This is a genomic window from Bradyrhizobium sp. AUGA SZCCT0176, assembly GCF_018130145.1.
Lineage (GTDB): Bacteria > Pseudomonadota > Alphaproteobacteria > Rhizobiales > Xanthobacteraceae > Bradyrhizobium.
Genome location: NZ_JAFCMB010000005.1, coordinates 105323 through 118881, shown reverse-complemented (window position 1 = coordinate 118881; position 13559 = coordinate 105323). Strand labels below are relative to the sequence as shown.

Annotated in this window: 9 protein-coding genes and 1 pseudogene; 4 read left to right on the top strand and 6 right to left on the bottom strand. The window is 63.3% G+C overall.

Going from position 1 to position 13559, the window contains the following annotated elements:
• Positions 1-34: 34 nt before the first annotated feature.
• Both JQ600_RS14420 and yghU read right to left on the bottom strand, forming a co-directional pair.
• Positions 35-790: an alpha/beta fold hydrolase gene (locus JQ600_RS14420; protein ID WP_212385758.1), complete on the bottom strand. Its 756-nt coding sequence runs from the start codon at positions 788-790 to the stop codon at positions 35-37.
• A 126-nt stretch (positions 791-916) separates the two neighbouring features.
• Positions 917-1813, bottom strand: a complete 897-nt coding sequence (gene yghU, locus JQ600_RS14415; protein WP_212268350.1) for a glutathione-dependent disulfide-bond oxidoreductase — start codon at positions 1811-1813, stop codon at positions 917-919.
• A gap of 167 nt (positions 1814-1980) precedes the next feature.
• On the opposite strand from yghU, the pseudogene JQ600_RS14410 reads away from it, so the two are divergent.
• Positions 1981-2217: pseudogene (locus JQ600_RS14410) on the top strand (ABC transporter ATP-binding protein); the annotation flags it as partial.
• Positions 2218-2236: 19 nt separating this feature from the next.
• On the opposite strand, the gene JQ600_RS14405 reads toward JQ600_RS14410, so the two are convergent.
• Positions 2237-2599 carry a hypothetical protein gene (locus tag JQ600_RS14405; RefSeq protein ID WP_212385759.1) on the bottom strand — a complete coding sequence of 121 codons (363 nt, stop codon included), beginning with the start codon at positions 2597-2599 and terminating at the stop codon, positions 2237-2239.
• Positions 2600-2784: 185 nt separating this feature from the next.
• Between JQ600_RS14405 and JQ600_RS14400 the strand changes: the two genes are divergently transcribed.
• Positions 2785-3936, top strand: coding sequence for an aminotransferase class V-fold PLP-dependent enzyme (locus JQ600_RS14400; RefSeq protein ID WP_212385760.1), 1152 nt, complete (start codon positions 2785-2787; stop codon positions 3934-3936).
• A gap of 114 nt (positions 3937-4050) precedes the next feature.
• On the opposite strand, the gene JQ600_RS14395 is transcribed toward JQ600_RS14400, so the two are convergent.
• A complete protein-coding gene (locus JQ600_RS14395) occupies positions 4051-5712 on the bottom strand; it encodes an NAD(P)/FAD-dependent oxidoreductase (RefSeq protein ID WP_212385761.1) in 1662 nt (553 codons plus the stop codon).
• 239 nt (positions 5713-5951) lie between these two features.
• Here JQ600_RS14395 and JQ600_RS14390 point away from each other — a divergent pair, with 239 nt between their 5' ends.
• Positions 5952-7085: a nitronate monooxygenase gene (locus JQ600_RS14390; protein WP_212385762.1), complete on the top strand. Its 1134-nt coding sequence runs from the start codon at positions 5952-5954 to the stop codon at positions 7083-7085.
• A gap of 176 nt (positions 7086-7261) precedes the next feature.
• On the top strand, positions 7262-8770 hold the full coding sequence (locus JQ600_RS14385; RefSeq protein ID WP_212489960.1) for an acetyl-CoA acetyltransferase: 1509 nt from the start codon (positions 7262-7264) through the stop codon (positions 8768-8770).
• Positions 8771-8947: 177 nt separating this feature from the next.
• On the opposite strand, the gene JQ600_RS14380 is transcribed toward JQ600_RS14385, so the two are convergent.
• Together JQ600_RS14380 and JQ600_RS14375 are read right to left on the bottom strand one after the other, a co-directional pair.
• The gene (locus tag JQ600_RS14380) at positions 8948-10147 is read right to left on the bottom strand and encodes an efflux RND transporter periplasmic adaptor subunit (RefSeq protein ID WP_212385764.1); all 1200 of its coding nucleotides are present in this window, start codon (positions 10145-10147) and stop codon (positions 8948-8950) included.
• Positions 10137-13316, bottom strand: coding sequence for an efflux RND transporter permease subunit (locus JQ600_RS14375; protein WP_212385765.1), 3180 nt, complete (start codon positions 13314-13316; stop codon positions 10137-10139). The genes JQ600_RS14380 and JQ600_RS14375 overlap by 11 nt, the downstream gene beginning before the upstream one ends.
• Positions 13317-13559: the final 243 nt, after the last annotated feature.

Genomic DNA, 13559 nt, shown 5'->3' with positions numbered 1-13559 from the left:
TGGTGGGCACGCTTCGCTTTGCCCACCCTACAAGCTACGCCACCGGCCGGTGCGCGCGCAGGAACGAGCGGATCTGGCGTACCGCCAGCGGTATCCGCTCCTTGGGCTCCTTCCACGGAAACATGCTGACTTCCGCGTTCGGCGCCAGCATCGCCGACTCCATCGCGACCGCATAAGGGTGTGCCGGAATATCGTCGGGCAGGATCAGCACCGGTGTCCGGCACTGGCGCACGAAGTCGCGCGTCACCGTGAAGACGAAGTCGGGATTGGTGCGGTACATTTTGGTCAGGAACTTATCTGTTGTCTCCGCGGTGATGTCGGGCCGCTGCTTCAAGAGCTCCGGCGCCCAGCCTTTGGTATTGTTGTCGTAGAACAAATCGCGCATCTCGGGACGCGAGCCTGACGGTTGCGCCAGCACGGCGGCAACGATGCGGTCCGGCGCGCGCTTCAGCAGATTCCAGATCAGGGGGCCGCCGATGCAGAAGCCGAGCACCATGAACTTGTTGATTCCGAGGTGATCCATCAGGCCGAGATGATCGTCGGTGTGGGAATCCCAGGGCCGGTCGATTTCGAGCGGGCCGGTGGATTGCCCGGTATTGGCGTTGCGTAAATCGGCCGCGATACAGCGGTACTCGCCCTTGAACTCCTCGAACGAATCGAACGGCGGGTAACTGCCCGACAGGCCCGCGATCGTCGAGTTCAATCCGCCGCCGGCGATCATCAGTAGCGGAAAGCCGGAGCCGGCCTCCTCGTAGTGGATACGAACGGCGCCTTTTTCGAAAGTAGGCATGCGGTTTCCTCGGTTCGGATTTTTTGTTCGTAGGGTGGGCAAAGCGAGGCGTGCCCACCACTCCAATTATTTGCACGGATAAGCGTGGTGGGCACGGCGCAAGTGCGCCTTTGCCCACCCTACGAACTACGTCGGTGCGTTGCTCGGCTCGCCGATCTTGTCCTGCGTGTTGGTGTCGAAATCGCTGGCTTCATGCCGCTCGTGCAGCTGGCTGGCCGGATCGCCCGAGATCCGGTTGACCATGCGCCCGCGCTTCACCGCCGGGCGCTTTGCAATCGCGTCGGTCCAGCGCTGCACGTTCTTGTATTCGTGCACCGACAGGAATTCGCCGGCGCCGTAGACGAGACCCTTCGCAAGCGCGCCGTACCACGGCCAGGTGGCCATGTCGGCAATCGTGTATTCGCTGCCGGCGAGATATTCATTGTCGGCAAGCCGCCGGTCGAGCACGTCGAGCTGACGCTTCACCTCCATGGCGTAGCGATCGATGGCGTATTCGATCTTGGTCGGCGCGTAGGCGTAGAAATGGCCGAAGCCGCCACCGAGAAACGGCGCGCTGCCCATCTGCCAGAACAGCCATGACAGGCATTCCGCCCGCGCCTCGCCGCCTGCCGGCAGAAAGGCACCGAACTTTTCAGCCAGATGCATCAGGATCGCGCCGGATTCGAACAGCCGGATCGGCTTCGGTCCGCTGCGGTCCATCAGCGCCGGGATCTTGGAGTTCGGATTGACAGCGACAAAGCCGCTGCCGAACTGGTTGCCGTCGATCTTGATCAGCCACGCGTCATACTCGGCGCCGCTGTGACCAGCCGCAAGCAACTCCTCGAACATGACGGTGACCTTGACGCCGTTCGGCGTCGCCAGCGAATAGAGCTGAAACGGATGCCGGCCGACCGGCAGTTCCTTGTCATGCGTGGGGCCTGCGATCGGCCGGTTGATGCTGGCGAAGCGGCCGCCGCTTGCTTTATTCCAGGTCCAGACTTGGGGCGGCACATAGGCGGTGGGGTCGGTAACAACGTCGTTCATTCGTGTTGGCTCCAGGCTTCTTTCGGCCGTGTGATAGAGGCGATCTGCCGCGCGGCGGAATTACAATGCGTGAGTCTGGTATACCTTGGGGCTGTCGCCGCCAACCGCAAGATGCTGCATGGCAGCCCAACAATTCCCGTGGCGGTCCGCGTCAGGTCCATGTCGCGATCATCGACGAGCCGACGGAGGGGCTCGCGCCAAAGCTGGTCGAACAGGTCGGCACCCTGCTCGACGAAATCGCGCGCCGTGGCACCGCGATTCTTCTGGTGGAGCAGAAGCTCACCATCGCACTGAAGATTTCCCGCCGCCTCTATGTGATGGGCCACGGCCGCATCGTGTTCGAGGGAACACCGGCGGAACTCGCCGCCAATGCCGGCGTGCGCAAGGAGTGGCTGGAGGTTTAGGGGGCAGTCCCCCGCCAGACTATCCGAACAGCCAGGACCTGGGATTGACGATCGGTTTGTGCTCGATGCTCAACAAGCCGCCCTTGACGATGCGGATGAGCGACCAGATGAACCACCAGGCAACAATCGGCAGGCCGATCAGCACCAGGCTCAACGGAATGCCGATCGCAAGGTACAGCAGTCCGATCCAGAAGGTCCTGATCTGAAACCGGAAATGCGACTGCATCACGGGGTCGGTATCTTCGACTTTCACATACGCGATGATGACGCCCATCAGCGCTGTAATCCCGGCGAAATATCCTACGCCGTAAAGGACGTAGACCGCGCCGGCGACGATATTGTCCGAGGCGATGGGTCGTTGGGTTTCGTAGGAAAGTGACATGGCCGCCTCTGTTGCCACTGATATCGTGGAGCTCTGCGAACGCCCTTTGGTCGCGCCTGCCATAGCCCAGGTTCAGCAAATAAAATCATGAGGCGCGGCAGAGTTGTACTCGGAGCAATGCCTTTGTGGCTGGCCCGGCCGGGATCGGCCATAATGGACGGGTCACCACAAGAGAGATCTTCCGGATGCTTGCCTCCCAACGCGCTTTGTTCGATATCCCGCGCGAGATTTGCTACCTGAATGCCGCCTCCTACAGCCCCTTGCCGATCCGGACTTTGGAAGCCGGCCGCGCCGCGGTCGGGCGCAAGGGCACGCCATGGACGCTGCCGGCTTCCTTTGCCAACCAGCAGAACGAACGCGCACGCGCCGCTGCTGCCCGCCTGATCAATGCCGAGCCATCCGATATCGCGCTGACTCCCTCGATCAGTTACGGCGTCGCGACGGCGGCTAAGCTTTTGACCATTCCCCGCGGAACGCGCGTGATCGTGCTGGAAAGCGATCACTCCTCCCCGGTGCTGGAATGGCACGCGCGCGCCGAGGCGCAGGGGTTCACGGTCGAGACGGTTCGACAACCCGAAGACGGCGACTGGACGTCGGCGGTGCTGGCCGTGATCGATACATCGGGTGCAGCGCCGGTCAGCCTCGCCTCGATCTCCTCGGTGCACTGGTCGGATGGCGGGCTGGTCGACGTCGACAAAGTGAGCGCGGCGCTCAGGGCGCGCGGCGCGATGTTCCTGATCGACGCCACGCAAGGCGTCGGTGTGCTGGCGATGGACGTCAAGCGTCTCGATCCGGATTTCGTGCTGTTCCCGACCTACAAATGGGTGCTCGGGCCTTACGGCCGCGCCTTTCTCTATGTTGCAAAACGCCATCAGAACGGCATTCCGCTGGAGCAGACCTCAGCCGGCCGCCGCGACGTGCGCGCCGAGAATTCGGTCTATTTCACCGATCTCAATTACGTACCCGATGCGCGCCGCTTCGACATGGGCGAGCGCGATTATTTTATTTCGATGGAGATGGCGTCCATTGGCATGGAAATGCTCGCCGAATGGGGCGCCGCGGCCGTGGTGCAGCGTATCGCGATGCTGACGGAGCGGATTGCGGAAGGCGTGCGAGACATCGGCGTCAGCGTACCGGATGCGCGGCTGCGCGCGCCGCATATTTTGAGCCTGGCGTTCAAGGGCGGGATGCCGGCGGGACTCGTCGAGGGACTGGCCAGCGACGGCGTCTACGTCGCGCCGCGATTGGGACGGCTGCGGATATCGCCGCATGTTTACAATGATGAGGCGGATGCGGATCGGTTTGTGGAGGTGTTGGCGCGGCGGTTACGGGGATGATCCGCTGATCTACCCTCCGTCATGGCCGGGCTTGTCCCGGCCATCCACGTCTTTGCAACAACGCAGAAAGCAAGGCGTGGATGCCCGGGACAAGCCCGGGCATGACGATAGAACTCAGGATGACGCGGCACGTTTCTGCGCGGGCTCCGCGCCCGTCATCGCAAAGCCCTCATACCCCTTCGCCGCGACGTCGTCGCAGATCTGCCGATAAGGCCCGACGCCGCCGATATAAGGCATGAAGATGCGTGGCTTGCCGGGGACGTTGGCGCCCATGTACCAGGAATTGGCCTGCGGATAGAGCGTGGTGTAGGCGACTTCGTTGACGTGGGCGACCCAATTATCCTCGGCGTCCTTTTTGGCTTCCATGGCCTCAAAGCCGCGGTCGCGCATATAGGTCACGCAGTCGGTGATCCAGTCGACATGCTGCTCGATCGAGACGATCATGTTCGACAGCACCGACGGGCTGCCGGGACCGGTGATGACGAAGAGATTGGGAAAGCCGGCGCTCATCAGGCCGAGATAGGTGCGCGGACCCTCGGCCCATTTCTGGTTCAGCGTCTGTCCATTGCGGCCGCGGATGTCGATCCTGGCGACCGACCCGGTCATCGCGTCGAAGCCGGTCGCCAGCACCAATGCATCGACTTCGTAGTCCTTGCCGCCGGTGCGGACGGCATTGGCCGTGATCTCCTCGATCGGGTTGGCCTTGATGTCGACCAGCGTCACGTTCGGACGGTTGAAGGTCGAAAAATATTCGGTGTCGATGCAGATGCGCTTTGAGCCGATCGGATGATTGTTCGGCTGCAGCAATCTTGCCTTCTCGGGATCCTTGACGATTTCGGCGATCTTTTCGCGGACGAAATCGGCGGCGGTGTCGTTGGCGGCCTGGTCCAGCGCGAGGTTGTTGTAGACAGACATGAAGGTGAGCCCGCCGCGGTTCCAGCGCGCTTCGTATTTGGAGCGGCGCTCGTTGTCGCCATCGTCAAGCGCGCCGCGGTCGGGCATTTCGGTATAGATGCCGTTGCGCGATTCCGTGCGCGCGAATTGCCTGACTTCCGGATATTTGGCGCGGAACGCCTGCCGCTCTTCCTCGGTCAGCATGGCGTTGCGGGCGGGAATTGAGAAATTCGCGGTGCGCTGAAACACCGTGAGGTGGCCGGCCTGCTCGGCGATCACAGGCACCGACTGGATGCCCGACGATCCCGTGCCGATCACACCGACGCGCTGGCCGGTGAAATCGACGGTTCCATGCGGCCAGTGTCCGGTGTGATAGATCTTGCCCTCAAAACTATCGAGACCCTTGATCTCGGGCATCCGTGCGTTCGACAGGCAGCCGGTGGCGAGCACGACGAATTTTGCGGTCACGGTCTTGCCGTCGGAGGTGGCGACCGACCAGAGGTTGGTACGCTCATCGAACTCCGCGCGTTCGACGACGGTGTTGAACTGGATGTCGGGACGGAGACCAAAACGGTCGGCGACGTGGTTGGCGTACTTCAAAATCTCCGGCTGCGGCGCGTAGCGCTCGCTCCAGTCCCATTCCTGCTGCAGCTGTTCGGAGAACGAATAGGAATATTGCATGCTCTCGACATCGCAGCGCGCGCCGGGATAGCGGTTCCAGTACCAGGTGCCGCCGACGCCATCGCCCTGCTCATAGACCCGCGCTGAAAAGCCCTGCCCGCGCAGTTTATGCAGCATGTACATGCCGGCAAAGCCCGCGCCGACCACGACGACGTCGTAGCTCTCGGAAACTTTCCCGGAAACGGATGGCAATGCGGACATGAATGCGGGCTCCCTCGATTTATTGTCGATTTGGCAAACAGCATTCTCCGCTGGGTACGAAAGCGCAAGAGACAAATCGGCCGCGCCGGGTTGCATATTTTGCGACGTGGAATGCGAAAGATTACGTGTCGGGAAAGCCGCTTGGCATCCCAGCCCCTGATGGGCTAGCGTCGGTCAACACGGCAAACAAAAACCAACAACGAGCGGCGTCAAAGCCGCCCCAGGGAACGGATACGACCATGAAATCCCCGATCTGCGACATGCTGGGAATAGAATTTCCGCTGCTGGCGTTCAGCCATTGCCGCGACGTGGTCGCCGCCGTCAGCCGCGCCGGTGGATTTGGCGTGCTGGGTGCGACCCGATATTTGCCAGAGACGCTGGAGCAGGAACTAAAATGGATCGACGACCACGTCGACGGCAAGCCCTACGGCATCGATGTGCTGATCCCGGAAAACATCTCGACATCAGGCGAGAAGAACGTTTCCTGGAAAAGCCTGGAGAAGCGGGTTTCGCAAGAGCACCGTGATTTCACCCGCAACCTCCTGAAGAAATACAACATCGAACTCACGACCGAGAGTGTCGCCGACAACCAGCCGCAACCGTTTGACGCCGAGATCGCGCTGGAGTTGCTCGACGTATCCTTCCGTCATCCGATCAGGCTGATCGCCAACGCGCTCGGCGTGCCGCCGAAGGCGATGATCGAGATGGGCCGCAAGCACGACGTGCCGGTCGCCGCCCTCATTGGTTCCAAGGAGCACGCGCTTCGGCAGGTCGCAGCCGGCGTCGATATCCTGGTGGCGCAGGGCACCGAAGCCGGCGGCCATTGCGGCGAAGTTTCCACCATGGTGCTGGTGCCGGAGGTGATCAAGGCGATCAAGCCGATCCGCAACGTGCCGGTGCTGGCCGCGGGCGGCATCATGACCGGACACCAGATGGCCGCCTGCATGGCGATGGGCGCGGCCGGGGTCTGGACCGGCTCGGTGTGGCTTGCCACGGTCGAATCCGAGACCACCGAAATTTTTCGTGAGAAGATGATTGCGGCGTCCTCGCGCGATGCCATCCGCTCCAAGGGCCGTACCGGCAAGCCCGCGCGGCAATTGCGCTCGGTATGGACCGATGCCTGGGACCGCGGGCCCGACAGCCCCGGCGCGCTGCCGATGCCGCTGCAAAGCATCATCAGCCGCGACGCCTTCAACTCGATCGACCGCGCCGCGGCTGCCGGCAACGTCCAGGCGCGCGACCTCGTCAGTTATTTCGTCGGCCAGGGCGTCGGCCTGATCGACAGCGTCAAATCCGCCGGCGCGGTGGTGCAGGAATTCAAGGAAGATTTTGTCGACGCGGTCGAGCATATGAACGCGTTGATGGAGGAATGACGACATCTCCCCGTCATTGCGAGCGAAGCGAAGCAATCCATCGCGCCGCGGAAAGAAAGAATGGATTGCTTCGTCGCAAGCGCTCCCTTGCACAAACGCTTTGCGTTTGTTGCAGGCAATGACGGGGATAGAGTGAAAACACCTAACGTGATACCCAGCAAGAGAAACAAGAATAAATGACCTCCATCCCCGAAGACCGCATTCCCGTCATCGTCGGCGTCGGCGAAATCGTCGACCGGCCAAAGGATATCGCCGCCGGACTCGAACCGCTCGCGCTGCTGGAACAGGCGCTGAAGCGCGCGGAGGCTGACAGTGGCGCAAAACTGCTTGGCGAACTCGGCTCGCTCGACGTCGTCAATTTCCTGAGCTGGCGCTACCGCGATCCCGAAAAACTGCTCGCGATGCGGCTCGGCGCGAAACCGGCGCATTGCTATTACGGCCCGGTCGGCGGCGAGAGCCCCATCCGTTACCTGCATGAGGCGGCCAAGCGCATCGCGCGCGGCGAATGCAGCGTGGCGGCGGTGTGCGGCGCCGAGGCGCAGTCGACCGCAACTAAAGCACAGCGGGCCGGTATCGATCTGCCATGGACGCCGTTTGCCCATGACGTCGAGGAGCCGAAGCGCGGCGCGGCGTTCCAGAAGCCGATGGCGGTGACGCTCGGCGTGTTCCGCCCCATCACGGTCTATCCGCTGTATGAGTCCGCCACATCAGCGCATTGGGGCCAGACCCCGCGCGAGGCGCTGGCCGAATCCGGACAGTTGTGGTCGACCTATGCGCGCGTGGCGTCGGAGAATCCCAATTCCTGGCTGAAGAAGCAGTTCACGCCGGACGAGATCACAACGCCGACACCGGAAAACCGGCCGATCGCCTGGCCCTACACCAAGCTGATGGTAGCCAACCCGACCGTCAACATGGGCGGCGCGATCCTGATGACGTCGCTGGCAAAGGCGCGCGCCGCCGGCGTGCCCGAGGACAAGCTGATCTATCCGTTAGGCGGTGCGTCGGCGGAAGAGCCGCGCGACTATCTGGTGCGAGATCAGTTTTTTGAGAGCCATCCGCAGAATGCCGTGCTCAACGCCGTGATGGATCTGGTGGAGGGCGACGGCAAAAAATTCGACGCGATCGAATTGTACAGCTGCTTTCCCTGCGTGCCCAAGATGGCGCGCCGGACGCTCGGCCTCGGCCCCGATGTCAGGCCCACCGTCACCGGCGGCCTCACCTTTTTCGGCGCGCCGCTCAACACCTATATGACGCACGCGGCCTGCGCGATGGTGAGGAAGCTGCGTGAAGGCGGCACGCTCGGCCTGCTCTACGGCCAGGGCGGATTTGTTACCAAACATCATGGCCTGGTGCTCTCGCGACAAGCACCGAGAGAGGCTCTGGCGCAGGACACCAGCGTCCAGGCCGAAGCCGACCGCCGCAAGGGCGCCGTGCCTGAATTCGTCACGGAAGCCAGCGGCAAGGGCAAGGTCGAGAGCTTTACCGTGATCTATGGCGGCAAGGGCGATGTCGAGCATGGCGTGGTGATGATGCGCACGGCGGATGACGCGCGTGCCCTGGCGCGAGTGCCGGCGAGCGACAGCGCCACGCTGGCGCATCTGCGCAACATGGAGCGCACACCGGTGGGGTCGCTCGGCGAGATCGTCACGGCCGGTGATGGCGTGTTGGAGTGGCGGGTGGGGTGACTCTCTCTGCTCCCTCGCCCCGCTCTTCGCGGGGTCGAGACGAGCGAAGCTCGCTCTTAGAGGGTTGGGGTGAGGGGCTCTATCCGCGAGCGCACTTGAAGTGAGACCTGTACCCCCTCACCCGGCGCTACGCGCCGACCTCTCCCCGCAAGCGGGGCGAGGTTAAGGAAGCTCGCCCTACCCCTTCACGTCCTGCTTTTCCGAGGCCGTCGTCGGCTTGCCCTTGGCGGCGGCGCCGACGACGCGGACCGGATCGCCGTCGGCGATGCCATCGGGCGGCGCGGTGATGATGCGGTCGTCGGGGGCGACGCCGGAGGCGAGTTCGATCTCGCGGCCGAGATCGCGGGCGATGGTCACGGTCTTGAACAGCACCTTGTCGTCAGGCCCGACGGTCGCGACCCGCAAACCGTCCTTGTTGAAAATGAGAGCGCTGGAGGGAATATGCAGCGGCACGGCGTCGCGCTGCAGGTTCAGCCGCACGCTGGCATAGCCGCCCGGCATCAACTCGCCGCTCGAATTATCCAGCGCCAGCTGCATCCGCGTCGTGCCGGATGCCACCTCGACCGACTGCGAGGAGGCCTCCACCGTCGCCGCAAAGCTGCGGTTCGGATATTCCGGCATCGTGAGCGCGGCCTTTGCGCCGATCTTGATCGCGGGCACATAGCTTTGGGGCACGTTGACATAGACGCGCAGCTTGGTGATGTCTGACACCACGAACATCGCCGGCCCGGTGCCGCCACCGGCATTGATCAGCGCACCGACATCGGTCTCGCGCGCGGTGACGATGCCGTCGAACGGAACCGTGATCTTCTTGTAACCCGCCAGCGCCTCCAGCCGTTCGACATTGGCGGTACCGGAATTGACGGCCGCCTTCTTGTTGGCGAGGTCGGCGGTGCGCTCGTCGATTTCCTGCATCGAAACGAAGTTCGAGGCGAGCAGCGTCTTGCGCCGGTTCAGCGTGGCCTCTGACAGCCGCGCGCTCGATTGCTGGCTCACAAGATCAGCTCGGGCCTGCAGCAATTGCTGGTCGAGGTCGGGCGCCTCGATCTCCGCGATTACCTGGCCTGCCTTGACCTTGGCGCCGATATCGGCGCTCCAGCTTTTCAGATAGCCGCTGACGCGCGCGAATATTGGAGCGCGCGAATAGGCTTCGAGCCGGCCCGGAAGATCGATGGTGGGGTTGAGCGCGCGGGCATTGGGGAACGCGACGGCGACGCTCGGAACCGCCTGGTTGTCGGTCCATTCGCGCAGCTTCGCGCCGGATTCTTCGCGCGCCCGGATGCCGGTGGCGACGATCAGCCCCGCCCCGATCAGCGCCACGACCCCGAATAGGCCCAATTTCCGGCGCGATACCGGCGGGCGTTGTTCAGTGGTCATGCGGGCTCTCCGGTGCGGCGTCGGCAATGACGCCCTGTTTCTTGTGTACCATACTGAACACCACGGGAACAAACATCAGGGTGGCGATGGTGGCGAAGATCAAGCCGCCGATCACCGCCCGCCCGAGCGGCGCATTCTGCTCACCGCCCTCGCCGAGCCCGAGCGCCATCGGCGTCATGCCGATGATCATGGCCAGCGCCGTCATCAGGACCGGGCGGAAGCGGACGAAGCCGGCTTCCAGCGCCGCCGCGATGGGATCGCCGAGTTCCTCGTAACGCTCGCGCGCAAAGCTGATCACCAGCACGCTGTTGGCGGTGGCAACGCCCATGCACATGATGGCGCCGGTCAGCGCCGGCACCGACAGCGTGGTCTGCGTCGTGAACAGCATCCAGACGATGCCGGCCAGGGCCGCGGGCAGCGCCGTGATGATCACGAACGGATCGGACCAGGACTGGAAGTTCACCACGATCAGGAAATAGATCAGCACCACGGCAGCGAGCAGCCCGAACAGCAAGCCCGAGAACGCGCTGTTCATGGTCTGCACCTGGCCGAGCAGCACCACCGAACTTCCTTTTGGCACGTCCTTCGCCGTCTCCGCCATCGCGGTCCGGACGTCGGCGGCAACCGCGCCGAGGTCGCGGCCCTGCGGCGTCGCGTAGATCTGCACCATCGACTGGATGTCGTATTGCGAGACGACGGCACTGGAGGCCGAGCGCCTCACGTCCGCTATGCCGCCCAGGATCGGCGCCTGCGGATTGCCGGTCGCCGTAATGGGCAGCGCCTGCAGGGCGCTGAGCGAGTCCATCTTGTATTGCGGCGTCTGCATCACGATCGAATAGGACACGCCGTTGTCGGGGTTGAGGTAGAAGGTCGGCGCGACCTGCGAACTGCCGGCGAGATTGACCACGAGGCTGTTGGTGACGTCGCGCTCGGTCAGACCGACATATTGCGCCCGGGTGCGGTCGACATCGATGTTGAAGGTCGGCGCATTGGGCGATTGCTGGATGCGCGCGTCCGCGATACCGGGAATGCGGCGAATCTTGCTCAGCAGCTTGTTGGCATAGTCGAAGTTCGCCTTCATGTCCGCGCCGCGGATCTGCAGGTCGATCGGCGCCGGCGCGCCGAAGTTCAGGATCTGGCTGACGATGTCGGCCGGCAGGAACGAGAAGTTCATGCCGGGGAACAGCCGCGGCAATTGCTCGCGCAAGATCTGGACGTACTCATCCGTCGGCCGGTGGCCTTCCCTGAGCTTGATCTGGATGTCGCCGTCCGCCGGTCCGATCACGCCGGTGTTGTTGTAGGTCATGTTGATGCCGGAAATCGGCATGCCGATATTGTCGGTCAGCGTTTCGATCTCGCCGGGCGGAATGATCTTGCGGATCGCCTTCTGCACGTCGGCGAGCTGGTTGGCGGTCTCCTCGACGCGGGTGCCGACCTGGGTGCGGACATGCATCAGGATGTTGCCGGCATCGACCGCCGGAAAGAAGTTGCGTCCGAGATACGGCACCAGCAGGAAGGACAGCGCGACCACGGCAAGAAAGCCGGTGACGAACAGCGGCCGCCGTCCCAGCGCCATCGACAACAGATCGTGGTAGCCGGCGCGAATCCGCTCGAACCGCGCCTCGAAGGCGCGCTGGAAGCGCACCAGCGGATTGCGCGTCGGCGGCGGCCCGCCCTCATGATGGACATGCGGCTGGAGCAGATACTTCGCCATCGTCGGCACCAGCGTGCGCGACAGCAGGAACGACCAGATCATCGCGAACATGACGGCTTCGGCCATCGGCACGAACAGAAAGCGCGCCACGCCCTGCAGGAAGAACATCGGCACGAACACGATGCAGATGCACAGCAAAGAGACGAAGGCCGGCGTCACGATCTGGTTGGCGCCATCCAGGATCGATTGCTCGACCGGCTTGCCCTGCTCCAGATGGTAGTTGATGTTCTCGATGGTGACGGTGGCATCGTCGACGAGGATGCCGACCGCCAGCGCCAGCCCGCCGAGCGTCATGATGTTGAGCGTCTCGCCGATCGCCGACAGCATGATGATAGCGCCCAGCACCGACAGCGGGATCGAGACGGCGATGATGATGGTCGAGCGCCAGCTTCCGAGGAACAGCAGGATCATCACGCTGGTCAGAAGCGCGGCGATGACGCCTTCGACGGCAACGCCCTCGATGGCGCCGCGCACGAACACCGACTGATCGCCGATGAAGCCGATCTTCAGCGTGTCGGGCAGCGAATCCTTGACCTCGATCACCTTCTGCTTGATGCCCGCGATGATATCGAGCGTCGAGGTCGCACCCGCCTTCAGCACCATCATCAGGACCGAGCGGTTGCCGTCGACGTGAACGATGTTGGTCTGCGGCGGATTGCCGTCGCGCACGGAGGCGACGTCGCGAACATAGACCATCGCGCCGTTCACCGCCTTGATCGGCAGGTCGCCGAGCTCTTCCATTCGAAGCGGCGAGTTGTTGAGCTGGATGGTGTATTCGAACTGGCCGATCTTCTGGGTGCCGACCGGCGTGATCAGGTTCTGCGCGGCGAGCGCGTTGGCGACGTCCTGCCCGGACAGGCCGCGGGCCTGCAGCGCGGCCGGATTGAGGTCGATCTGGACCTGACGCTGCTTGCCGCCGAACGGATAGGGAATAGCCGCGCCCGGCACGGTGACGAGCGGGGTACGCAACTGGTTGATGCCGATATCGGCGAGGTTTTGTTCGGTCAGCCCTTCACCGGACAGCGCAACCTGGATGATCGGAACGGTGGAGGCGCTGTAATTGAGGATCAGCGGCGGGGTCGCGCCGGGCGGCAACTGCCTGATCATCGTCTGCGAGATCGCCGTCACCTGGGCGTTGGCGGTACGGATGTCGACGCCCGGCTGGAAGAAGATCTTGACGATCCCGATGCCGGTGTAGGAATTGGCGACGATGTGCTCGATGTCGTTGACGGTGGTCGTCAGCGCCCGCTGAAACGGCGTGATGATACGCCCGGACATCTGGTCAGGCGGCAGGCCGGTATAGTTCCAGACCACCCCGATGACGGGGATGCGGATATCCGGGAAGATGTCGGTCGGCGTGCGCAGCGCGGCCAAGGGTCCGATGATCAGCAGCAGCAGCGCGAGCACGACGAAAGTATAGGGCCGGCTCAGCGCAATACGGACCAGTGCGATCATCTAGGAGGCAATCCCGAGGCCTGTGAAGGGCTGAGAACCGGCATCCAAAAAAAGGCCAGTTCAACCGCGCTGATTTAGCCGAACCGGGGCCAAATAGCCAACGCGGGCAGCGCAGCCGTCCTTCACTTCCTTGGCATAGCTGCTGGCCCCGGCTCGGGCCGGGCAGCACGCCGACCAGCCGGATGGCGGGTTGAGGTACGGTAGAAGTACGGAGCCCACCGTTCCGCAAACGCAGGCAACCAA